We start from the raw sequence: 24866 nt of genomic DNA, 5'->3' as shown, positions 1-24866 counted from the left end.
AAATCTCTACTTCTTGATATTGCTTTTCTGTATCACCCTTTTGTAGTTCCTGCAGGCTGCTTTCCTGTAATTCTGTTCCTTTTTCCTGCTTTATGGTTTTCTCCTTCTGATGAAAAAAACTCCGGCAGTTCCGTATATCCATAAGAATCCACATAATGCGCCGTAATCTCACCGTCTCTTTTTATGGCCACTACATCACTGACAGAGAGGGAATGCCCTTTAAAGTCCAGCGGCTGCCCGATATTGAATTTTTCATACAGGGAATCCAGCGTTTCTTTTCCCCTAGCACATCACCGTAAACCATCCGGTAATCATCATAATCCACGGAAAATCCCTGCTTTCAGATACTCCGTACCCATAAAAAGGTATTCCCGGCTCTTGCTGTCGTCCCGGATCTGGTAGATGGCATAACGATCCTCGTTACTGCTGAAAAGCAATTCTTCGTTTAAATGTTCCTGCTCTGCATTTTCCGCACGTACCGATTCCATCACCTGGTAGCTCTCCCACGCCCTTGCGTCAATGCCAAACATGCCGTCTTCTCCTGTTTCTCTAATATCATCTTCTGTATTCATCAGAATTGAACTTCCGTCTTTCTGTAGGCTGTAGATATGCAGCCCTGCATTGTGCAGCGCAACGGCCCTTTCCATTGTAAGCGGCAGGACGGAATCATTGCGGTAGCCAAATTCATGCATCTGCATAATCCCGACTTTGTTATCAGGCAGAAAATCAATCTCTTCCTGTGCATCCTCCATAATTTCCTGAAGATTATGCATCTTCGGATTTTCCACAGCCTCCGCAAGTTTATTCACCAACTCCCTCGTGTCCCTTGGATTGTCCAGCTTATAGGCATATAAGACAGCCAGGTTATGCGCTTCCTTCCCCAAAGCTGTATGCCCGTACTCCGCACGGCTGATCATCATCTCCACCTGCACCAAAATAGAAAATTCTGCCGCATCCACGATATGGCCTGCATCCATATACAAGGCATCATAGAACTCCGGGATTTCCTGATTCTTCTTTCCATCTTCCGAATCCCGCCATAAATCCAGGTGTACGCCGTGGCTTTTCAGGAACTGCTCCGGTTTCCATTTCCCCCGTCCTGTTCAGCAAAAGTATGTAACAGCCTTAAAAAATCTACCCGCCCGACATTATCTACAAGATAGAACTTTTTTGTATCCTCCCCAAGAGGGGCAAACTGGAATACGAAATCATCTTCTGTCAGCTCCCGTTCTGCCGCTTTTTCTTTCTGCAGCTTCTGGATGTTCTCCACCATGCTGTCAATAAAAGAGCCTGCTGTTTTCCGGATAAAATCCATTGACGTGCGCATCTCCTTCATATCCATGCTGCTTGCCCATCCCGCTAAATATGGGAATGAGTAGTCTGACGTATCTAAATTGAAGAAACTGCAGACAGTAAAGGCTACGCTCTCGGCTTCCGTTTCGATTGTCATCTTGTTTTTATTTTCACCAAGCTCCTCCATCCTATCCCGGTCATGGCACATGGCATGTGTCACTTCATGGACAGCGGTTTTCATGGTCTGCTTCTCGCTCATGCCCTCCTGTATTACGATTTCCTTACTGGCGTTGCTGTAATACCCCTTGGAACTCCCTTCAATCTCCCCATAGCGCATAGGGGATGGGGAAACCATCTGGATTGCTTCCATGAAAATATCAAAATTTTCTACGCTCCCCACTAGCTCCGGCGTGTCCAGTTCCGGAAGCGGATCTCCTTGCGTCTGTGAAATGTCAAATACTGTAGACACACGGAACCGTGGGATGATACGCTCCACTTCCTCTGTCTCCGGCTGTCCGTCCGGGCGCAGCACCGGCTCGTTTGTTTCCGGATCAAATTTCTCTATCTCTTCTTTTTCCTTAATCGGCGCAGGGGCGATGATCTTGATCCCCTTCTCCCCACGTTTTACCCGACGGTTAAATTTCTTGTTCCAGGTAGCCAGCCCTGCAACCAAGGTTGACTCCGGCTTCTGCATCGCGATTAAAAGCGTGTTGTTAAAACTATAATTATGGAACTGCGACATAGTTTTCAAATATTCTGTATATTTTTCCGATGTAAATAAATCCTTGACGCCCTGTTCCAGCCGTTCCGTAATCTCCTTCAACTGTTCTTCCCGTTTTCCGGCCATAAATGATAAATTCCCTCCATTCTTTCCCGGCATATGCCATAGAACTATCCTTATAAATATTGAAATAGGTTTCTGGCAGACCCGGCTAATTCCATGCTCTCACTGGCAGGCTCCGCCTGCCCTGCAAAATACCTTGCAGATAAACAGACGGAAAAACTTATCGCAGCTTTCCCATCTGTCTATGCAAAAATAATGCCACCCCCATCATCTATTGACGGTATGGCCTCCTGCTTATAATTCCTGCTCCTTTTTCTTTACCGGTTTCTGGGTGTTCCCATGATTCCCCATAAGACGCTCTTTTGCTTCTTTCAGCTTCCCAAGCACAGAAGGTTTCCTTACTTCATCTGCAATCCGTGAAGCATCCGACACCCGGCCTGCATAATTAACCGCTTTCCTCGGACAGTCTGCCACTTCCTGCACATCATCGTCCATGCCCAGCGCTTCCGACGGCCCTTTATCGTCCATGTTCAGCAAGGCGTTTAATTCCGACAGGCGTTCCATCTTCTCCGCCAATTCTTCTTCTTTTGCAAAAGGCTTCTCCACTTCCTCCTTTGCCGTGGCAAGCTGCTGCTGAACGGTTTCTAAATTCAGTTCCGATTCCGTCAGTTTCTTCCCAATCCCGGAGAATACGTTGCTGATACGCTGCAAGTTCCCTAACGGGTCTTTCCCCACTTCAACCTGGTAGCTGCACTGCCGCTTGATAGTCAGCTTATATACCTGGTTGAAGCTGTCAAAATCAGAATACAGCCGGAACCCGCAGAATTCCCCGACCTGCCCGGCCGCATCCACCGCTTTCATTCCTGCGCAGGCTGCAATCAGCGCCGTCCCTGCCTCTTTCCGGTCTGTGTAGGTTTTTCCACCGATCAGCATGGAGAAATTGTCTTTTTCCTTTTCTTTTTCAAGGATTGGCTTCACTGCCTCCGCATCCGCCCGCAAGCCTGCAATCCGCTCTTTTAATGCGGTAATCTTCACCGGGTAATTCCTTGCGATCTCCGTTTCCAGCCGGTACTTCTGGCTGGTATGGTTTGCCTTCAAAAGTTTCAGCTTGCTTACCTGGATGTCGAGATCCATCTTCTCTTTTATGTAGGGATTGCCCGTAGCCAGGGCTTTGATCTCCGCATAGCTTAACGCCGTATCGTCCACGTCCTCGCAGGCCCGTACCGGGGATTTACTGGTCATGATCTGGCTGATGAACTTCTGCTGTTCTCCAGGATCTGGTCGAGTAGGTCAGCGGTATTACTACCGCCTTCCCCTCTAAGAACCGTGCATGAGAGTTTCCCCTCACACGGCTCAAGCACTTATAAGCCCTGTGTCACCAGAGCCGGTTCATCATCGTTTTTCGAGTAATGCAGTTTTCTGTGACAGCCTGCGTCTACTAAAATTCTTGTTATCTTATAATCATTCCCCGTGGCTTCATGGATTCTGTACCCTTCCTCTACAGTGATAGCACCGCCGCATATAGGGCATATTCCTTTTTGTGCTTTGTAGAGGGCGTTCAGCTTCTTTCTGCCTTTGATTTCACGAAACATTCTCTCCGTATCTCTCTTCAAAATATCCTGTAAACCTGTTGTCAAATGGCGTCGCTTCTGATTTTGTTTTCAGCCACCTTACGATATTGGTATCCGTGGCATATATCAGGTTGAGTTCAAACGAATCAGGCATTTTAACACTGAACGTCCAGCTTCTTGTGCCAACCCGTCTGAAATATTTCTTTGCTATCCATTTGTGGCTCTTTTAGGGTGTCTGCGTTTGCACCACTGCCATAGGCATCTCCACACATCAAAATCAAACCTTTCAAATGCCTGTGACGAAACATTATACTTTTGGAAATTCACCCACCCACGGATGACCGGATTCAGCTTCCGTATCAAATCTTCCTGCTTCATGGACGGGTTCTTCTTTATTATCTCCCTTATCTTGCTCACTATGGCTTTATAATTCTTTTTGGACGGTTTTGTCAGAAGTTTATCTTTGTACCACCTTATATTGCTTCCGAGAAAATCAAACCCATCTTCGATATGGGTAATGACTGTCTTTTCTTCTGACAGTTCCAACCCTCTCTCCGACAGGAATTCCCGGATAATGGGAAGCACACCGTTTTCCAGAATTTCCTTGCTTTCGCCAGTGACAATAAAATCATCAGCATAACGCACAAAGTTCACTTTTGGAAAATATGCTTTCCCATTTACTTTCGTTTTGTGGTATTTCTTCTTAATCTGGGCTTCCAGACCGTCCAAGACCATGTTGCAGATAGTTGGCGAGATAGATGAACCCTGTGGGCTACCCAAATCAGTCGGGAACAGCTTCCCTGTTTCGATATACCCGCTTTTTAACCATTTCCGCAGAATGTCCTTATCCATTGGGATGTGGCTTAAAATCCACTCATGGCTGATATTGTCAAAACAGCCTTTAATGTCGCCTTCCAGCACCCATTTTGGTGATTTCCCTTTATTCAGACAGGTAAAGCACTGCTCGATAGCGTCCTGCACACATCTTTTTGCCCGGAATCCATAGGAATTCGGGTCTGCTGTGGTTTCTGCAATCGGCTCTAATGCAAATTTATACAGTGTCTGCATTGCCCTGTCCTTCATGCATGGAATGCTTAGCGGGCGCATTTTCCCGTTTTTCTTCGGTATATACACCCTTTTTAGCGGCAGTGGCTTGTAACCCCTGCGTTTCAAGCCGAGAATTGCTTCGTATTTCAGTTTTGGGGTAGACCATAAAACTTTGTCTACGCCTGCTGTCTTTTCACCTTTATTACTCGTTACTCTCCTTACGGCTAAAGCACGTCCATAAAAAGAGTGTGTGAGCAGCCACTGCAAGGATTTCACCTTACCTGTCCTGCCCTGCTGATGAGCCTTTACGATACGCATTTGCAGTTTTTTAACATATGCCTCGGCTTTGTTCCAGTCAATGGAATCCCATGCCTTTGCAACGTCAGAAGTCGCACACGTTTTACCGTTCATTTGCTTTACTCCTTTCAAAAATTCTATAAACTCTCTCGTAATCAAGCACCCTGCGGAATTCTGCCCCCTTTCGGGTGGGGCAAATCTTGAACCCCTATCCGTCCTCATTACAAGGTCGGCATTCGCTTCTTCCGCAATCCCATACCCGCATTCCCAACGGCTTCCCTTACGGTCAGCTTGCCCATATGGGCAGGAATACGGGCTTGACACGTTCCACTTAACCAACAATTATTTTGATAGTTTAGGTTCCACCTCTACTCCGGCAGTCATAATGTCCGTGTACTCCCAAGCGTGGAGAGGAGTAACCGACTGCACACCTTTTGGTTCAAGCCTATCAGCTACTTTGGCTTGTTCAGCCTTAACGAAGCTTGCGGTGATTCAGTTAATTAACCATGCTATCAATAAAAGCCTGCACCCTAACCGCCTTGTAGCTAGCAGTTTCATCCGCCCCTCACGGTTTGGATTCCAAGCAGGGTTACGTTTATATCCGCTTCCGAACAGTGCCATTACTGGCAGAGCCGGGGATAACGGCTTCATCCAACGGAATGGATGGTTTGGTCGGCATTGCCGCCAAACAGTTAAATTAAGCGACTTCGTGTCGCACCCACATGTATGCGTCGAACGTATTTTCGGTAACATATCGGTAGATCTGAACCTTGTCGTTCTGGTTCCCCTGCCTAAGAATACGGCCCTCCTGCTGCTCTAAATCGGCCGGTTTCCAAGGCGCATCCAGGTGGTGTAGGGCAACCAGCCTGTCTTGGATATTTGTCCCTGCGCCTAACTTCGGTGTAGAACCGAGCAGAATACGCACCTGCCCGGAGCGCACCTTTGAAAATAATTCCGCTTTCTTCGTTTCCGTCCCGGCTTCATGGATAAACGCCACTTCCTCCCTGGGGATTCCCTTCGCCACCAGCTTCTCCCGCACGTCGTCATAGACGTTGAACGTGCCGTCGTTTTTCGGCGTAGACAGGTCGCAAAAATTAATTGTGTGCCTTTATCTGCAGAAGTCTTGTCCCAAATGTCAAAAGCATTATTCACACAGCGGTTGACCTTGCTTTCCTCCGCATCCGGCAGCATGTCGTTGATAAGCCGCTGATCCAGGGCGCATTTCCTCCCGTCGTTGGTAATCTTCAACATATTATCTCGTGACGGGTCTACATTCCCGGCTCGGACAATTTCTGCCCGTTCCGCAAAGGAGCTGACTAAATCCTGCTGTTCCCCGCTTGGTTTCAGCACTTCATTGATATATTCCGCTTCGGGAACCGGGAGGTCAAGCATATCTGCAGTCTGGATGTCGGCGCTCTCCTTAAATAATGCAATCAGCTCCGGGAGATTGAAAAACCGGGCAAACCTTGTCTTTGCCCGGTATCCTGTGCCTTCAGGACTTAATTCTATGCTTGTTACCGTCTCGCCAAAAGCCGCCGCCCAGGAATCGAAATGCCCCAGGCCCATCCTCTGTATGGTGTCATACTGAAGGTAGCGCATAATGGTATATAACTCGACCATACTATTCGATACGGGGGTCCCGGTTGCAAAAGTGACGCCCTTCCCGCCGGTAATCTCATCCAGGTACTGGCACTTCATGAACATATCGGAGCTTTTCTGTGCGTCCGTCTGTGAAATCCCGGCAACATTCCGCATCTTTGTGTATAAAAACATATTTTTATAGTTGTGGCTCTCGTCTACAAACAGCCGATCCACGCCTAGCTGCTCGAACGTCACCACGTCGTCCTTCCGGCTCTGGTCATTCAGCTTCGCAAGCCTTGTTTCCAGCGTTTTCTTCGTCTTTTCCATCTGCTTGATGGTGTAGCGTGTGCCTTCTTCCTCCGCCAGCTCTGCAATTGCTGTAGTGATGTCGTTCATCTGCCGCTCGATGGCTGCAATCTGCCGTTCCCTAGAAAGGGGGATGCGCTCAAACTGGCTGTGCCCGATGATGACGGCATCATAATCGCCTGTCGAAATGCGGGAACAGAACTTCTTGCGGTTGGCAGGCTCAAAATCCTTTTTCGTTGCGACTAAGACATTTGCCCCCGGATACAGGCGTAAAAAATCGCTGCCCCACTGTTCGGTCAGATGGTTCGGCACGACATAGAGGTTTTTCTGCGCCAGCCCAAGCCTCCGGCTTTCCATTCCAGCGGCAATCATCTGGAAGGTCTTGCCGGCCCCCACGCAATGCGCAAGCAGCGTGTTATTTCCATATAATATATGCGCCACCGCATTTTTCTGGTGGGGCATCAGGGTAATCTCCGGCGTCATGCCTGCAAACTGGATATGGCTCCCATCGTACTCACGGGGACGGACGCTGTTGAACAGGTCGTTGTATTTCCTGCACAAGTCCTCCCTCCGGTCAATGTCCCGGAAAATCCACTCTTTGAAGGCTTCCTTTATCATCTCCTGCTTCTGCTGTGCGATCATGGTTTCTTTTTTGTTCAGGACACGCTTTTCCTTGCCGTCCTCCACGATTGTATCAAAGATTTTTGTGTCCTTGAGATTCAAGGCATCTTCCAGCAGACGGTAGCCGCTTGCCCGCTGTGTCCCGTAAGTGGCTGTGACAAGGGAATTGCCACGGGAATCCGCACTTTTTCCGGATATATTCCACTGGCCGTTGACTTTCGCATACTTCACGTCAATCTGGTTCCCCAATAAATGGCCCGGCGTATGGAACAGCTCCCCCATGAACTCTGTGATATAAGCCGGGTCTACCCAGGTTGCCCCAAGCCGCACCTCAATCTCCGATGCTTCCAGGTCTTTCGGCTGCACACGCTCCAATGCCTGCACATTAATCCTGTATTCCGGATGATTTTCTGCAAACTGTTTTGCGACCGTAAGTTTCTCCCGGACATTGCCGGATAAATATTCATCCGACGCTTCCCACTGGTCTGTCAGCGGATTTTTAAAGATTACCCCCGCCAGTTCCTCTGTGACTTCGGATTCTGTCTTGCCAGACAGTTCCGCCATAAACGGTACGTCCACCTTTGCCCGCTCCCCAATGGAAACAGCCAGGGCTTCACTGGCAGTATCCACGCTTGTCACCGGCACCGCCTTACGGATTGTCCTTTTGGTAAAAATATCTGCCTTCCGCTTTAGCTTCCTTCCTCGTCCACCAGTTCCAAAGACGCTAACAGACAATAGCTGCTGTCCTGGGAGAACGCCCTCCGGTTAGCATTGCTGCTGATTAGGCCGTATTGTGCCGTAAAGCGGTCATACTGCGTGTTCAATTCTTTCTGCAGCATGGCAACTTCCGCATCACTACCGTCCTCCATCTGGCACTGCAAAAGCAGCTGTGTCAAATTCCGCAGTTCAATCATCCCCAGCACACGCTCTGTTGTTAAAGCGGGCAGTTCCATTAAATTCATAACGGAATTTTCCCGGTAATACACTTTCCCGTCCACGTTTGCAAAGCTGAAATTCTTGATGGATGGGTCTGCCGGGATGGATGGTACGGTTTCCTCTAACTCGGAATCTTCCAGATCCAACTCCGTAATCGTCCCCTGGATATGTTTCACCGCTTCCCTCAACTGCTCCGCAAGGACAGCGCCCCTATCGGTTTTACCGTGGTTTCCTGCTTGCCGTACTGTGTGCTTTCCATAGTAAATTCCCCAAGCACCATTTCCGGGTGTTCTACGAAATAGGAATTGACCGTATGCCCCTCCGGTGTCGTGCCAAGCTCCACCCAGCCCGGCTGCTCCAGGGATGCCCGGTCACGTTTCTGGAAGAATAAAATATCCGCAACAACGCCCGTCCCGGCATTCCTCTGGAACGCATTGTTGGGAAGGCGGACTGCCCCAAGCAGGTCTGCACGGTTGGCTATATACTGGCGAACGGATGCACTTTGCTTATCCATCGTGCCGCTTGACGTCACCACCGCCACCACGCCGCCTGGTCGCACCAAATCCAGCGACTTTGCGATAAAATAATCATGTATCATAAAGTTGTGGCGGTCATACCTGCGGTCTGCCACCTTATAAGCACCGAACGGCACATTGCCGACCACACAGTCAAAGAAGCTGTCCGGGTATGCGGCGGTTTCAAAGCCCTGCACGGAGATATTATTCTTCTGGTAAAGCTGTTTTGCTATCTTCCCGGAAATGCTGTCAATCTCCACGCCGTACATATTCAGCCCGTCCATAGTTTCCGGCACTAATCCCATGAAATTCCCAATCCCGCAGGACGGCTCCAATACGTTGCCCCTCTGTAATCCCATGTTCCCCAATGCCTCATACATTGCTTTAATTACCGTAGGGGAAGTGTAGAACGCATTTAATGTGGACGCCCTTGCCTCCCGGTATTCCTCCGGCGTCAGCGCCGCTTTCAGCTCCGCATACTCCGCCGCCCACGCTTCATTCTTATCGTCAAACGCTGCCGGGATGCCGCCCCATCCGGCAAACCGTGATAAGGTTTCCTGTTCTTCCGTCGTGGCAAGGCGGTTTTCCTGTTCCAGCGTTTTCAGTAGGAGGATTGCGTCCATGTTGGCACGGAACTTCTGCTTCGGGCCGCCTGCGCCTAAATCATCATCGGTGATATGGAAATTTATTTTTCCCTGCGTTCCAGCCCCGGTGACGGTTCTCCCGTCCCGGCGTCCTTTCTGGCCTGCCCGGAAGCCTGCCGGGTAGTGCCGTTTCCAGTCCTTCCGGCTCCATCTATCCCATCTACGGCAACAGGCTCTAAAGGTAATCTGCGGTCTTTTCGGATATGGTTGATTTCCTCTGGGTTCATCACATGGTTTGTCAGAGGATTGATCTCATTCCCAAACGCTGCCTGCTCATTAGCGGCCATCCGCTCCATTACGTCAGCGATCAACTGCATCTGTTCCGGCGGAAACTCCGGGTTCAGCATTGGCACAAGGTTTAAGCCTTTTTCGGCGGCTTCATAAATCACATCCACCTGCTCCGGTGAAAAATCATCCAGATATACGTCCGCTTCCTCCATTGCGAGGAACAGCCTGTTTTCAATCAGATCATATTCCTCAACATCCGGTTCCTCCTGCAATTCTTCCAGATTAGGAGCCGCTGCGCCCGTCTGAGGCAGCTCCGCTTCTTCTTCCTGCGTCTCCTGCTGTATAAAAGGGATAAATTCCCCCACATACTCAAACAGCTCATGCTCCCCTGGGAGATAGTTCTTCCCCGTTTCCACGCACCGGAAAACATCTGCGGTTTTGTCTGTGCTTGCTTCATAAAAGCTGCTGTGCGAATACGGATGCTGCCCATCTTCATAATCAGATATGCCAAGTTCGTTATGCGATCTGGTATTCAGGATAATGTCCTGTGCGTTGAAGTTTTCCTGCAGTTTCCCAACAGCTTCAAAATGGAATCCCCCATACTCAAATATGCCGGGTTCTCTTTGCATAAGATCCGGTTCTGCGGATTTTGCGGAATCTGCGGTTTCTGCTTCTGCCGCCGTTTCCGCTTCCCGCATATTTTCCTTTGCTCCTTCTGGAAATGCCGCAATCTCCTGTAACTCTGCATCCACCGCCATGCCTTTTGCCCACTCCGGCGCATCCGGGTCATTTTCATGCAAGGCAATGGCGTCCCGGCTGTCCACAAGGTAATCCTGGTACGTCCTCTGGAAAATATCTTCCGCCATCCAGTCCCGGAAGTTATCCCAGTTCCCATAGGCTTCTGCCATAACGGGGGCGTTTTCCCTGTTGCGCACCATTAAATTGTCCAATTCTTCCTGGACAATATCATACGCCATATCTTCATCTACGTCCCTGGAACGGATGACATCATAGGCTGCGCTGCTTTTAATGGCGGCAAGGGCAGTATACAGACATTCTTTGTAAATAGCCCGGCTGTCCCTCCCTAATGCATTTCCGCCAATCAGCAGATGCCGGTTCAGTTCCGGGCAGACATCTAATCTCCCATCATACGAATCAAGAAAGATTATACTTTCTTGATGGTCTGGATGTTCCATATCCTTTACCGATATGTGCTGATTCTTAATTTCTGTAATACGGTGTAACTTATCCGTATCCAGATATATAAAGTTCCCTACTGCGTAAGTGTACTTCCCGGTTTCGCCGGAGCCGCTGCTATCTTCTATCGGTTCCGCACTTTTAATTTCTGATTCTTCGTTTTTTTGCGGTTCTTTTGTTTCTTCCTGCTTTCCTGGCGTCTTTTCTGGGGCCATGAAATCAAAGAGGGATAACTGTCCTCCATTTTCAATCTGTACTTCTTCTCTTTTCCTTTCCGGGAAAATCGTATATGTCCCTTCCACATATCCGTGAAGATCAGTAAGGATTTGTACCTTTTTCTCATAATCTTCAAAATCTAATGGCAATTCCGCTATTGCTTCATCCATATGCCGCAATAAGCCTTCCTGCCCTTCTGGATTGTTCAGAAGACTCACCACATCGTCCCGGTGGGTAAACATATCCGGATTTCCCGCCCAGGGACGTATCATATGGTCTGGAAGATGGTGATAGAAATTGACAACACGCCCCGCCATCCTTTCCCGTTCATAAACAGGCATACGGGAATAATCGGACGGCTTTAGGTAATTGCCGTTTTCAATTAAAGCCGCTACCCGTTTTGCCACTTTCGGCCATTTCAATAAGATTTCCACATCTGGCTCACTATAAGAGCCTCTCGCCAGCTTCAACCCCTTCCCGCTGTAATCTGCATGGGAATTGTCAGCGCCGGACAGCGCATGGCTCCGTCCGCCTATCCCATAGCTTTCCATAATAAAATCCGTTTTTTCCTTATCAGTCTTATCCTGTATAAAAAATGCGTAAGTGGAAAGCCGCCCGTCCGAATATGCGCCCCCTCCCTGCAGAAAAGCGTCAATCTCATCCTCTGTGATGAAAACCGGGTGTTCTTCCCATGCAAACCCTTCTCTTGCCTGGTAAGGTACAGCCTCCTTTGCAAACTTCTGGAACTGTGCAAGAATCCGTGTAGGATTATATAATTGGAATCGCATAATCCCATGATTTTCTTCATACGCCTCTGCAAGGCCTTCCAGGCGTTCTATCAGGTCAGAGAGATATTCCGGCTGTGCGATCAGCTCTGACAGCCGTTCCACTTTATCAGGGAATCCGCCATAGAATACCTCCACATCTTCAAATACAAGCTCCGCAACGCCCTCTGCCATATCCTGATACATATAGGCAAGTGCGTTGGCGTGTTCCTTCAAAGCGTTATCCCTTGCGGCATCCAATACCACCTGCGGCGCATACTCCCCCTGTTTTAAAAGCTGGTGGATGCGCCCGCACACATCTTCCCAGGATAAAAATACCTTATCCAGAATCCGGTCTGTCACCGTATGTCCTACGGCAATCTGCATCCCCAGCTCGTCATACCAGACAGAATATTCCTTGCCGTCTATGATAAGCCCGATGCCGCCTTTGCCATATTCCCTCCGGACAAATTCCGTATATTCCTCCGGCATCTGGTCTATCATAAAATTATAGATGATCCGGAGCTGGCTCCCATTCCGGTTGCCGCCGCTGCGCAGGACTTCATCTATCACCTCTGGAGAAATCGCAACCTCCCCGGCATAGAGCGCCTGCATCCGTCCCTCAATCTCCCTCTTCTGCTGTTCCACAGTCGGAAAATCGGGCAAAGATAAAGCAGAGGCTTCTTTCTCCTCTGCTTCACTCAAATCCTGTTCTGTTGATTCCTCATTTAGCTGTATACCAATTCCTTCAAGATGCTCTTTCCGCCATTGCCGTCAGTCCATTCATGTGCGCCGCCCACGCCATCTGGTCTTTCTCCTTGTCCGGGGCCGGGTATTTCAGAAGCAGCCCTTCATCAGGACTTCCATCCTCTCCGTCGCTGCCTGCTCGATCTCCATCAAGTGCCTGTCCAGTTTCCCCGACAGCATCATGCTCTGATACCATCCCTTCCGGTTCTCTTTCAGGTATGTCCGGCGCAGCATCCCGTACTTCCCGATTGCCGCCTCTGGTTTCTCTATGGTCAGGTTCGGGAACAGGTAATCCCCTTTGCGGTGGTAAGTCAGTTCCATGCTCATTTCCTCCTTCTTTGTTTTTGCTTTCACGCTTTAAAGCGTTAAATTCATTATAGCCGATTCCATTCTCTTTTGCAACCGTTTTCTGGGATTCTTCTATGAGAATCTTACGCACTGTCCGTCCAATGTCCACAAGGACAGGCTCCACAAGCTGGCTTGTGGCATTTCCCAGGAAGGTAAGCACAGGCAGCGCATTGTAATCGGTGATTGCCGAAAAATCTTCTTCCTCCAGATACTCCATCGGGTCAAGGCCGCAGCGGACAGCCAGCGTATAAAAAGCGCTGTTCATCAAAAGCCGCCGGAACTCCACACGGATCGTGTCCTCGTCCAGCCCCTCTAAAAATGTCCCCTCTGTTTCATACAGAAGGCCGTCCATCACTTCCTCTAAGTTTTCTTCCGTCAACTGGCGGGATATTTCGGATAAGGCAGACGGCAGGTCTGCGCTGTCTGTCTCTGACAGTCCGTAAGCGTCCGCCAGATGGTCAAGGATATCCTTTTTCTGTGCATCCTCAATCTTCCACAGGTTTGGCGTCCTGCCGCCACGCACCATATGCGTGTCGGAAATATCGAATACATACCGCAGCCTCCGTGTCGGCCCGGTATCGTCAATCAGTGCAATCCCCTTTGCCCCACGGTTCACCCACCGGTTCATCTTCCCATTCCACAGCTCCAGCGACGCACAGGCAGTCGCATCCGGGCGCTGTGCATGGATCAAAAGCGTATCTGGGAAGGAATAACGGTACAGCTTCGCCGCCGTGTCCAGATATCCCATCCAGTCCCATGGGGAACTGGTGACAGCCTTTGCCTCATACTCCGCAAGCCCACGGATTTCATTTAACATTGCCATATAAAACCTCCATATAAAATACCGCCCCTGTGCCTGAAAGTTTTTATCCAACAATACTTTTCCAGACACAAAAGCGGCATGTACCTTTATTCTGCTTTTTATTTTCGTTTTCCACTGCCTTTGCCGGATTTCCCGCTTCCCTTTTTCTTCGGAAATTCCAGGCTGAAATTCGCACGTCCATCCTCTGCCGTCATCAACAGGTCTGCCGCAAAGGTTCTCCCTGTTTTCTGTGAATAGAGATCCTTCACATGGGTACGCCCCTTCTCCAGCAGCTCTGCCGCCATCTTCTTATCCACCAGTTTTTTCATACCGGATAGATAGCGGTTCTCCTTCCACAAGGAGAAAGCACATTCCCGGTTACTGCAGTAAAAGTTCTTCTTTCCCTCATACACAGGATTCCCGCATACCGGGCAGATTCCAACACTTTCCCTCTGATGGAAACGGCCCTGTTCTTCCCCGGATATGGCGCTGCAGCCTGCAATCATCGTATCAATCAAATCTGTAATCTCCCGCAAAAACTCCCGGCTGTCCATCTGCCCTTTCTCAATCAGGAGCAGTTTATTTTCCCATTCCGCAGTCATAGATGCAGACTTTAGGTAATCCGGCAGCGCCGCAATCAGTTCCTTCCGTCTGCAGTCGGGAGGATCTGCTTCCCGTTCCGCTTTGCATAGCCGGAGGAAACCAGCTTTTCCAGAATGGATGCCCTGGTTGCAGGCGTGCCAAGTCCCTTTTTCTCTGTATCTTCATCAAAATCCTGATTCCCGGCCCGTTCCATCGCTAAAAGCAGTGTGTCCTCGCTGTACGGCTTCGGAGCTGATGTGAAATGCCTGCTCTTCTCTGCACGGACTTCTGCAATCTCCATCCCTTCCCGCAATCCTCCCGGAATGGAGAATGTGTCATCTGTTTTGCCTTTATCCGCTGGCTTTCCTTTTTGCACAGCATTACGGAAGGCTTCTTCAATGCCTTTAAACCCTGGCTGGACTGTTGCCTTCCCTTTTGCGGAGAACTCATGCCCCTCACACAATGCTGTGACTGTTGTTTCCTCATAAATGCATTCTTCGGATACTGCCTGTGCCAGACGCTGCCCGATCAGACGGAAGATATTCCGCTGCCGTTCTGATAATTCTTCAAAATCCTGCCCTAGCGCCTCTTTTGTCGGTAACAGTGCATGGTGGTCGGAAACTTTATCATTATTGATAATGCGCCCTATATTCTCCCCGATAGATTCTCCCTGTAAGAAAGGCAGTAACTCAGGTAACAGCTCTAACAATTCTAAAGCTGTCTGCTCCATATCTGCTGTAATGTACTGGCTGTCCGTCCGGGGATAGGTGACTAACTTTGCTTCATACAGTTCCTGCAGCTCCCTTAATGTTTCCTGCGCCGTATATCCAAAGAAACGGTTTGCCTCCCTCTGCAGCGTGGTAAGATCATAGAGTTTCGGCGGCTGGCTCTTCTTCTGGATTTTCTCCACTTTGCGGATAACTGCGGATTTCCCATTGCATTTTTCAGCCAGGGCAATGCTTTCCGCTTCATCCTTAATAGATTCTGATATGACACGAATCCCATCCCCCTCAACCGCCACCTTGTAATAGACTTCCTTCACAAACCCGTCAATGGCATCCTGCCGCTCCACCAGCATTGCCAGCGTGGGTGTCTGGACACGCCCCACCGTCAATCGCTTATAATATTTTGTGGTAAATGCCCTGGTTGCGTTCATTCCGATCAGCCAGTCCGCTTTTGCCCTGCATATGGAGGCTTCGCAAAGGTTCTTGTATTCCTCCCCATCTTTCAGATTGGCAAACCCTTCCCGGATTGCGCTGTCCTCCATAGAACTGATCCACAGCCGCCTGACCGGGATTTTGCTGCCCGACAGGTCATAGACACGCTTGAAGATCAGTTCCCCTTCCCGGCCTGCGTCACAGGCATTCACCACATAATCCAGATTACTCCGGTTCAGCAGCTTTTTTAAGACTGCAAACTGCTTTTTCTTATCTTTTGCAACGGCCAACTCCCACTGCCCCGGCACGATGGGCAGGTCTGCAAACTCCCATTTCCCATATCTGGAATCATAATAATCAGGGAAGCATACTCGGCCAGATGCCCCAGGCACCAGCTTACAATACAGTCTTCCCCTGACAGATAGCCGTCCTCCCGTTCCGTAACGGAAAGAATCCTGGCCAGGCTCTGTGATACGCTCGGTTTTTCGGCAATGACCAAAAACATTATTCATCATCCTCCTCTTCTTCCTCAGAATCGTCCTGCTCCTCATTGATATATGCACCGCCGTAAAATTCCAAATCCTCATTGTCTTCTTCATCCTCGTCCTGCCTTGGTTTCACCACTTTAAAATAATAATATCCGCCGATGCCGCCAGCCAAAAGTACAATCACCGCAAGCAGGGCGCCCGTATTCGTGCCGCCTTCCTTTTCTTTCGGCTCTGTCTCCATTTCTGGTTCTTCCGGTAAAGACGGCTTTTCTGTTTCCGGGATGATTACGGAAGGCTGCTCCTGCTTTGGGTCTTCCTTTGTTTCCCCAATAAATTCTGCCAGGTCATTTTCATCAATCATGGACAGCATATAGACATTCTCCGTATTGTTGGAGCGGTCTAACACCATGAAAAAGGTATTGCCGTTCTTAGTCTGCACAGTTAAAAACTGCTTGCTTTCATCGTCTGCCATATCGTCCACCAACTGCCCGTTCCCAGGCACAGAAAACGGCGTCCCCTGCACCCTGCCCTGTGATTCTTCCTCTTCTGGTTCTTCTGTGTCTGACGGTTCCTCTGCAATCGGCGCATCCTCCGGATCTCCGTTTTCCACGCTGCTATTTCCTGTCGCTGTCCCAACATTTGCGGTGTCGGCTTCCGTCTGCCCTGCACTGTCCGTATAGGCAAATGCAGGCATGGCCGCAGAGAACATCATCCCCACGACCATCGTAATTACCATCAGATATTTTTTAATCTTATCTTTCATTATATAAATCCTCCCTCCGTTGCCGCATCCTCCGGCAGTCCCTGTCCTGCAGATAACTCCCCTGCTATGTTTTCTGTTGTTTCTGCCGCATTCTCCGTTGTTTCCGTCATGCTTTCTGCTGATCCGGCCAGTTTCTCCGATTCCATGCTTTCTTCGCTGCCAGAATCCATATCTGTTCCCGGCTTCTCGGAAAATACCACCGTCCCCTGCTGTATGCCCTCCAGGACAGACAGCAGTTCCCAGCTTCCAAGCCGCATGGAATGGACGCTCTTTAATATCTCCGCATCCTCCAGCATTTCCCTCTGGACGTTCAGCTCTCCCAAATGCTCCTGCCATGCGGCAATCTTCTTTTCCGTTTTCTGGATTTCGTCCAGGACACGCCGCAGCTTTTTGTTCATATCGCCACCCCATTTTCTTTATCAAATATAATTGTCATTGTTCATGCGTTTTTATCAAACTTTATTGTCTCTCCAAAACTGTATTTTTAAGGCAGCCTTCCAAATCCGAGTAGATGTTGCTGCCAGTATGCAGAACTTATGTTTGTATATTGGATTGGGTCGCCGCAGTGGATCATCATGTTGTTGCCAACATAAATCCCCACATGGCTTGCTCCAGATGTCGGGTAGGTGTTCTGGAAAAATATCAGATCACCCGGCTTTGCCTGTGAAGATGGTACATGGGCACAGCACCCTCGCAATCCTTCTGCCGTCTGCCTCCCTACGTTCCATCCATTCCCGCAGTTATTGATGACCCAACTGACAAACCCGGAACAGTCAAACCCGGTACTTGGCGAAGCTCCGCCCCAAACATAAGGACGGCCTAAATATTTTTCCGCCTCATGGATCATCCTTGCAAACTTTTCATCCGACAATGCCTCGGACGGGATTTCATACCCATATCCATCCGCACCGCCGCCACCGGGCAGGCTCCCCACGTCAAATAAGTAATCCCGGTTGCCGTAAGTCCCGTTGTAAAGGTTATACCGCTTTTCCTCATTTTCATCCATACGGCTCCGCAGGACGGCATCAGATTGTGGTTCATAAGCGTCACTTCCAGGCGGTTGATTACTTCCGTCGTGGTCACTTCCACTTCCTGATTGCCGTTATCGTCCGCAATAAACGCTTCCCAGGTCTGATGCCCATGTGCGGACGCAGCGGAATGGCTGTCATAATAAACATCAAACTGCACCCCATACCGGGCAAACGCCCCTGTGTCCTCCACCACATACTCCACGCCGTTCATCACGACCTTCGTACCCATCGGCACAAAGGGACTGGCGGCATCCACCGCTATCGTATGGTTTGCCGTTGGATATACGCCGCTGGCCGTCGGCCCTCCTGACCATACACCGCAGCAGATGGAACAGTTACAATACCCACTCGTCACCACCTGTCCCAGGGATTCCCCGACACGCACGGTTTTTGTCTCCGTCACCGTATCGTTGACTTCGTCCACATACAGGCTGTACTGTTCCCGGAAAATATCTTCCACCTCGTCTTTTACCTGTTCATAAGTAAACTCCCCGTATTTCGCAGTGAAATAGGAGATCAGATGGTAGGGATTGTGGGAAATTTCGTCTACCTGATACCAGTATTCGTCATATCCCGGATGTGTGGATTCCATGTTGTTAATCTGTCTGTTTAAGCCAGCTTCCAATGCCGCATACGCATTTTCCGTCTCATAAATATCTTCATCCGTGCTTGGATAGGTAGAGCCAATAATACTGGAAGATGTTCCCTCAATCATAGCGCTGCAGCTTGACAAGCCTGCAGAAAGCATCAAAAAAGCAGCCCTAAGACTGCCGCTGCCCCAAATATCCCTTTATTATTTTTTAAGACGGACGCCGCCTTACTTTTTATTTTGTCAAATACGGATTGTGTGGCTTTTGCCGCCTCCGCTGTTGTTTTCTCACCCCTCTTTGCCGCCTGGTAGGATTTTTTAATCCGCTGTTTCTGCCAGAATTTTTTCGGATTGTTTTCTCTGCCTGCCCCGTTTCTGCCAACTGCTTCCCCGCCGATTCTGCCGTTTCCTGTGAAGCTTCAAACTGCAGGCGGATTTTCACCCCTTCCCCTTCCGGGGATTCCCTCCAACGGGAGAGCTTCCGCTGCACCATCCGGCGGGAGGTACGCATGGCATTCCGCAAAGAATGTTCCGCCATGACCTCTGCCCGGTGTGCCCCCTCTGCCGCAGAATTATCCTGCTCCGCTTCATGCACCTTCCCGTGTGCATAGGCTGACATGGAATGTGACGCCGCAGACGCAGCTTTTCTACCGATCCCCATACCTGCACCATGCACCATAACACTTTCATCGTCACCGAAGGAAATCCTGGATTCCTGCTTTTTCTGCTCATTATGCAGCCGCTCCCGCTTCTGCTTTTTCTTAATATTTTCACGGACAGACTCTAAGGTTTTCCCTGCATCTTCCGGCGTCTCCCTGTAATGGGCATCATTTTTCCGAGAATCCTTACTGCCTGCTTCGCCGCCTGCCTGCTGTCCATCCCCTTTACGGAACTGCGCCTGCACCTGCTTTTTCTTCCGGCTGTGGCTTGTCTCTGCCACAGCTTCCACATAGTTCCTTCCGCTGGACGGATGCCCCCGGATACTCTCCATGCGTGAGGAATGTCCCGATAATCCCCTGGCTGATTCTGTCTCCGGGATTTCCGGTTCTGTATCTCCGTTGCCGTCCGGCTCCTGTGCGAAATATGTATGGTTTTCCGGCTGCACGGGCAATCCGGATAACGGATCGCCTGCCTGCTCAGACAAAGGATTCTTTGTATGTGCTTCATACAGCCGCCGCTTTTTTGCGGACTGCCTTTGCTGCCTGCTTGCCTTTGAGGGATTTTCCGCACTGGAAGAAATGCTGTCCTTCTGCCCCCGTCCAATAGAATACGCTTTTTCCCTTTGGAAATTGACAGAATCTGCCGCCTGCCCCGGCAGTGTCAGATTATCCAATTCCCTCTGGCTTATCCGGACAGAATCTTTCTTCTGCAGATTTTCCTCAACCAAACCGTCACGGCTCATTTTATTGACTGTCTTATCTCTTGCTTTAAACTCTTGTTCCCGCATATCGCTGTTCCTTTCACCATCCAAGTTTGCGACACGGTGTCGCAAAGTATCAGGATCTACCAATCTGTTTCTTACTGGCTGATTTTTTCGCCATTACCACAACCCTTCCGTTCCTCTGGGAATACTCACAGGTGGATAACGTCAACAGCTTATCCCCGAAAACTGCTGAAATTCCTGTATCGTACAACGCACGTTCCTTAACTTCTTTGATATATTCCCGATAATCTGCCGCATCCTCCGCCTTTGTAAATGTATAATAGGGAAAATCATTTCCTGTATATACCGGCGTACAGAATACGGCGAAAACCTGATACGTTTCACTGCCATGCAATGTGTCATAGGAAATCAATGGATGTTCCAGATAAAATGCGCTGTCCTTGTACTGTTCCAGTGCCGCAAACATCTTCCCGCTGTTCATATGGTGTCCGTAGATAATCAAGTTATCACTTGTAGCTGGATTGCACAGCTCGGAAAGAAACAGACAGCCGTTTGCAGAATACTCCCCATTAAAATCCCGATGGAGATAATAGTTTTCTTCCGATGGACGGTACATAACCGGATAATCAATCACTGTACCCTCTATCTGAATCCATCCGATACAATCTGGATTTTCCCTGTGCAGCGCAAGCAGGCCCGGATGAACCGGAGAAGAATCTCCCCGGTATCCCTACCTCCATCATTTGTTTCTTCCTCTGATAACCCTTCCGTCTCCCCATTGCCAGACTTTTCATAAATTTCTTTCAACTGCTCTTGCAATGCATCATCCTTCCTCTCCTGCATAAGCATATCTGCGAGAAAATACCCACTGATGCTTAGAAGGAGCAGGGAGCAGAGCAATATTTTTCTTGCAATCCATTGTTTCATGCTTCGCCTTTCTGATCTCTGGCAGGCCGTTTTTCCCGGCTTCCTCCAAATCCGACAATTTTGTTGTCATCAAAGCATAGAGGCGTAACGACTTATCGAATTTATCTTTAAAAGGGATTATGGTACTCCCGTAAAAATCAGTCCTTCACCTTCTCCACTGTTCGTCACATAAGATAACTGATGTGGGGAAATATTGAGCTGCTTCGCCAGTATCTGCCTGTCCCCCGCCGCCTGGTTCAACATATAAATAAAGTCCGAGTTTTCAAAAATGTTCTCAATTTCCCGGCTTGACAGCAAATCTTTAATATTCTGCGTTATTCCCGTCGGAATGCCGCCCCATTTCCTAAAACGCTTCCAGATCTCCACTGAATAAGCCGCCGTCTGTTCTTCTTTTAAAAGCAGATGGAATTCGTCAACATAGTATCTGGTGGATTTTCGTGCAGCACGGTTGACCGTCACCCGGTTCCACACCTGATCCTGGACAATGAGCATCCCCAGCTTCTTCAACTGTTTCCCCAAGTCCTTAATGTCAAAGCAGATGATACGGTTCTCCAATTCCACGTTTGTCCTATGGTTGAATACTTTCAGGGAACCGTTCACATAGATTTCAAGCGCTGTTGCAATCCGCTGTGCCTGCATTTCCTTCTGCTCCCGGAGGCATTGGTACAGATCCCCAAGTACCGGCATATTCTCTGGAATCGGATTCCCAAAATATTTCTGGTACACGATTGGCAGACAGCGGTCAATCACCGATTTTTCCTCCGCTTCAATACCGTTCCTTGCCCCCATGATCAGCTCACACAAGGATAAGATAAAATCACTCTTTACGCCTAGTGGGTTATCATCATCCGAATAGTCCATATTGATGTCCATCGGATTAATATAGTCCCGGCTTGTGGCTGAAATATGGATCACCTGCCCGCCTAACGCATGGACAAGTGGATAATACTCGCCCTCTGGATCTCCAATAATGATGTCGTCCTGGGTGGCAAAGAAAGCATTGGTAATTTCTCGTTTCGCTGAAAAAGATTTTCCAGATCCGGGCGTACCAAGTATCAATCCATTCGGGTTTTTCAGTTTCTTCCGGTCTACCATGATCATGTTGTTGCTCAGCGCATTTAAGCCGTAATACAACGATTCCCCCGCCATAAATAATTCCTGCGTGGTGAACGGGACAAAAATTGCCGTGGATGTGGTAGTAAGCGCACGTTTGATAGGGATTAGATTCAATCCCAATGGGACGCTGCTCATCAACCCCTGCTCCTGCATATAATCTAATCGGCGTAATGAGCAATTGTATTTCTGTGCAATACCCGCCGTCTGGAATACGGCGTTGTCCAGATCCTGTTTTGTCTTTGCCGTGTTTAAGAACAGCACCGTTACAAGGAACATCCGCTCATTCCTGGACTGCAGATCTTCCAACAGCCGCTTCGCTTCCCCTCCGTAGGTATTGAGGTCAGAGGGGATGATGTCCATATCGTACCCTGATCGTACTGCCTTCTTCTGCTCCTCGATTTTCATCCGGTTAATGTCCGTTACCTTGCTTTTCACCAGCTTGATTGCCTTCATCTGGTCTAAGGACTGGATATGCAGATTCACCATCAGGTTCCTGTCCATATCCAGGAACTCCGCAAGCATCTTGTCCGTCAGCTCCGGGGCCAGTATCTGTAAGTAGGATGCCGCCCCAAGGGTATCACCCATCTGGAAGTCCTTCCCATTCTTAAACACAAAACTGGTGGGCGCAATGAAATCCTTCGTCCCCATCCCGGTACGCAGCACACTATCATAAGAAAACTTAAACGGTGTCTTTTCATCCGGGTTAAAGGTTTCATACAGCACCTGCAGGCGTTCCTCTCCATTTAAGGGATAAGCAGATACGCCAAGCACCTTAAAGTTGTTCAGAATATCCGCTTCAATCCGTTCCAGCTTCGGCTTTGCCTCCCGGATGTTGTCCGCTTCAATCCCAAACGTGATATACTTCGTGCGGACAAGCCCGTTGTTGCCCTTCGCAAGCTGGTTTTTCAGCATCTGCGCATACTCCATCCGTACATCGTCAAAATCGTCGTTCTGCGGCTTGATCTGGATAATGGATTCAAACTCTTTCATGTTGCTGTGATGGTTCACGAACGACAACTGAAAATGTATGGTACTGTCAAAATAATTAAGGAAATCGCACCAGTTTTCAAAAATGGCATTTTTATCCTCATTCTGTGCCAACTGGTAATTAATATCATAGAACCGAATGGTCTTGGAATAATATTTATCCTGCACCCGGCAGATCCCGTCCTTCGCCATCTCCCGGTAGGGAATGGACTGCTGTGCGGAAATCTGTTTCTCCCTTGCTTTTTCTCTTTTGCTCTATCCCGGCCTTTGTGTACTGCGGCATTTCTTGTACCATATTTTTGTACTGCCGATTCCTGATGTGCTTTTTTCTTTGAAACCCTTTTCTTTTTCTCCGCTTTCTGCCTTGCTGCCTCCCTCTTTGCCGCTTTTTCTGCTTCACGGGCAGCTTTCAATTCTGCTCTCCAGTCTGCTTCCTCCTGGATCTTCCTTAACTTCTCTGCCTCCTTTGCAGCCTTCTCCATCGCCTTTTTCTCACGGCGGGTGAGCTTCCTGTTTATTCCCATGCTGCCGCCTGTCCTGGAATAAGCGGGATTGTCCTCAAAATCTATATAATCATCCTCCGGCTCATCCAGCCAGTCATCCAGGTGGATCGCACCCTCCTTGCCCGTCACCCGTCCCGGCTGTCTATTTTCTCTTTTTCTTCCCATGCTTTCCTCCCCCTTTCTTCTGTTTCGGCACGGCCTTTCTTTCCTCCATCTCATAGATATTTTTTATCTCATACCGGCGGACTGCCGGCTTTTTCAATTTCACATTGATGATGTTGAAGAAACTTTCTCCAGCGGCATCCCGTCTTTCTCATACATGGCGAACAAAAAAGCCGGGAGCATCAGAAGCACCATTCCCGTTGCCGCATTACTTGTCCCAATATAATTTTTCGTGAGGAAATAAAAAGGCAGCCCTACAGCCGCCGCAGCCACAAGGCAGACAAGCTGCCTCTTTGTAAGGTTTAAGACCACCTTATTCTTAATCTTCGTCAAATCTTTCGGCACACTGACAAATGCCATCTAAACAGCCTCCTTCCTGCCTGCGGCATAATCTGCAAAATCCTTTACTGTATAAAATATCCGCTTGTTATTCACCCAGCGCTGAAGCTGACGGGTAATTTTCGGCGCACTTGGACGGTCATAAACCATCACATATGGCGAAAATCCCATATCACGCAAGGTTTCCACACGGTATAAATCCTGCTCATGGCTGCTCCCATAATTCGTAAGCACGTAGACCTGCCGCTTCCGTTTATCCTTCACTGCCGTCAGTTCCAAAAATCTCTGGAAATATCCTGTCAGATCCTCGTCCGGGTTATCCCATGCAAAATGCACCATCTTTGTGCGTACTTGATTCAGCAGGGAAACATTGTCCGGGTTTATCAGGCGGATGTCCAGCCCCTGGGAGAAATCCACCCAGGCACGGCTTTCTGCAAGCTGCTGTATCAGCTTTTCATGTTCCGGGCAGGCCAGGAGGTTCGCATCCATCAGTTTTATCTCTTTCTGCCCATCCCAAAATTCAGAAAGATCAGCGACCTGTACGCTCCTTCTCCCTTCCTTGCCGCTGACAATACAAAATCCGCAGTTCCGGGGACATCCACGGCTTAAAAAGCCATACGCCGTATCGGGAAACTGCGGATATAAACTATAATCCGGATAACTATGTTCAACGTCATCCGGCAAGTTTTCTTTCAATCCATAGCCTGTGCCGCCACTGATTACCTTCCCGGCGTTTTCAACCATAAATGCATCTTTGGAATATGTGTCTGTAAATACCCTGCTTTTATAAACCACATCATACCGGCCTTCGGGCTTCCACCATTCCACGGAATCCCCTTTTGCCTTATGGTACGCCGATAACTTCATCAGGCACAGGTTTGGCCAGTTATGGGAATCCACATCTATCAGTCCAATCTTCAAAAAATCCTCCTTCCTGCTGT

Annotated in this window: 14 protein-coding genes and 5 pseudogenes; all 19 read right to left on the bottom strand. The window is 49.1% G+C overall.

Annotated features, from left to right (window positions below; translation table 11 throughout):
- Positions 1-32: 32 nt before the first annotated feature.
- The gene (locus GN277_RS32020; RefSeq protein ID WP_322101280.1) at positions 33-230 is read right to left on the bottom strand and encodes a YodL domain-containing protein; all 198 of its coding nucleotides are present in this window, start codon (positions 228-230) and stop codon (positions 33-35) included.
- On the bottom strand, positions 191-325 hold the full coding sequence (locus tag GN277_RS31130) for a hypothetical protein (RefSeq protein ID WP_322101241.1): 135 nt from the start codon (positions 323-325) through the stop codon (positions 191-193). Before GN277_RS31130 ends, GN277_RS32020 begins: the two co-directional genes overlap by 40 nt.
- Positions 315-977 (bottom strand): hypothetical protein, encoded by a 663-nt coding sequence (locus GN277_RS31125; protein WP_322101240.1) that lies wholly within the window; start codon positions 975-977, stop codon positions 315-317. Before GN277_RS31125 ends, GN277_RS31130 begins: the two co-directional genes overlap by 11 nt.
- 89 nt (positions 978-1066) lie before the next feature.
- Complete coding sequence (locus tag GN277_RS31120) at positions 1067-2140, bottom strand: ArdC-like ssDNA-binding domain-containing protein (protein ID WP_322101239.1); 1074 nt, start codon at positions 2138-2140, stop codon at positions 1067-1069.
- 231 nt (positions 2141-2371) lie between these two features.
- Entirely contained in the window at positions 2372-3319 is a 948-nt protein-coding gene (locus GN277_RS03360; RefSeq protein ID WP_244324578.1) for a helicase, read from the bottom strand.
- Between the two features lie 119 nt (positions 3320-3438).
- A complete protein-coding gene (locus GN277_RS32555; protein ID WP_456300585.1) occupies positions 3439-3714 on the bottom strand; it encodes a hypothetical protein in 276 nt (91 codons plus the stop codon).
- 141 nt (positions 3715-3855) lie between these two features.
- A complete protein-coding gene (gene ltrA / locus GN277_RS03355; RefSeq protein ID WP_456300584.1) occupies positions 3856-5331 on the bottom strand; it encodes a group II intron reverse transcriptase/maturase in 1476 nt (491 codons plus the stop codon).
- Between the two features lie 358 nt (positions 5332-5689).
- A pseudogene (locus GN277_RS32015) lies at positions 5690-9637 on the bottom strand (Eco57I restriction-modification methylase domain-containing protein); the annotation flags it as partial.
- Positions 9637-12705, bottom strand: coding sequence for a hypothetical protein (locus GN277_RS31110; protein WP_204162694.1), 3069 nt, complete (start codon positions 12703-12705; stop codon positions 9637-9639). The gene GN277_RS31110 and the pseudogene GN277_RS32015, both read right to left, overlap by 1 nt.
- A gap of 43 nt (positions 12706-12748) precedes the next feature.
- Positions 12749-13918 (bottom strand): hypothetical protein, encoded by a 1170-nt coding sequence (locus GN277_RS32550; RefSeq protein WP_322101238.1) that lies wholly within the window; start codon positions 13916-13918, stop codon positions 12749-12751.
- A gap of 98 nt (positions 13919-14016) precedes the next feature.
- Positions 14017-16141: pseudogene (topB, locus tag GN277_RS03345) on the bottom strand (DNA topoisomerase III).
- Positions 16141-16887 (bottom strand): DUF4366 domain-containing protein, encoded by a 747-nt coding sequence (locus GN277_RS03340; protein WP_159749802.1) that lies wholly within the window; start codon positions 16885-16887, stop codon positions 16141-16143. The pseudogene topB and the gene GN277_RS03340 overlap by 1 nt, the downstream one beginning before the upstream one ends.
- Positions 16887-17285, bottom strand: coding sequence for a DUF4315 family protein (locus tag GN277_RS03335; RefSeq protein WP_004083182.1), 399 nt, complete (start codon positions 17283-17285; stop codon positions 16887-16889). Before GN277_RS03335 ends, GN277_RS03340 begins: the two co-directional genes overlap by 1 nt.
- An 86-nt stretch (positions 17286-17371) precedes the next feature.
- A pseudogene (locus tag GN277_RS32335) lies at positions 17372-19954 on the bottom strand (C40 family peptidase).
- A gap of 49 nt (positions 19955-20003) precedes the next feature.
- The gene (locus GN277_RS29765) at positions 20004-20525 is read right to left on the bottom strand and encodes a class B sortase (protein ID WP_244324574.1); all 522 of its coding nucleotides are present in this window, start codon (positions 20523-20525) and stop codon (positions 20004-20006) included.
- Between the two features lie 8 nt (positions 20526-20533).
- Positions 20534-20818 carry a hypothetical protein gene (locus tag GN277_RS29760; protein ID WP_244325007.1) on the bottom strand — a complete coding sequence of 95 codons (285 nt, stop codon included), beginning with the start codon at positions 20816-20818 and terminating at the stop codon, positions 20534-20536.
- A gap of 22 nt (positions 20819-20840) precedes the next feature.
- Positions 20841-23152 (bottom strand): annotated as a pseudogene (locus GN277_RS29265) (VirB4-like conjugal transfer ATPase, CD1110 family); the annotation flags it as partial.
- A gap of 414 nt (positions 23153-23566) precedes the next feature.
- Positions 23567-23946, bottom strand: a pseudogene (locus GN277_RS03310) (PrgI family protein).
- Positions 23947-24846 carry a hypothetical protein gene (locus tag GN277_RS03305; RefSeq protein ID WP_016219889.1) on the bottom strand — a complete coding sequence of 300 codons (900 nt, stop codon included), beginning with the start codon at positions 24844-24846 and terminating at the stop codon, positions 23947-23949.
- Between the last annotated feature and the right edge of the window lie 20 nt (positions 24847-24866).

Source organism: Sporofaciens musculi (assembly GCF_009830285.1).
GTDB lineage: Bacteria > Bacillota > Clostridia > Lachnospirales > Lachnospiraceae > Sporofaciens > Sporofaciens musculi.
Note: the sequence above shows the minus strand (reverse complement) of the source record. Positions and strands in the feature narration are given on the sequence as shown.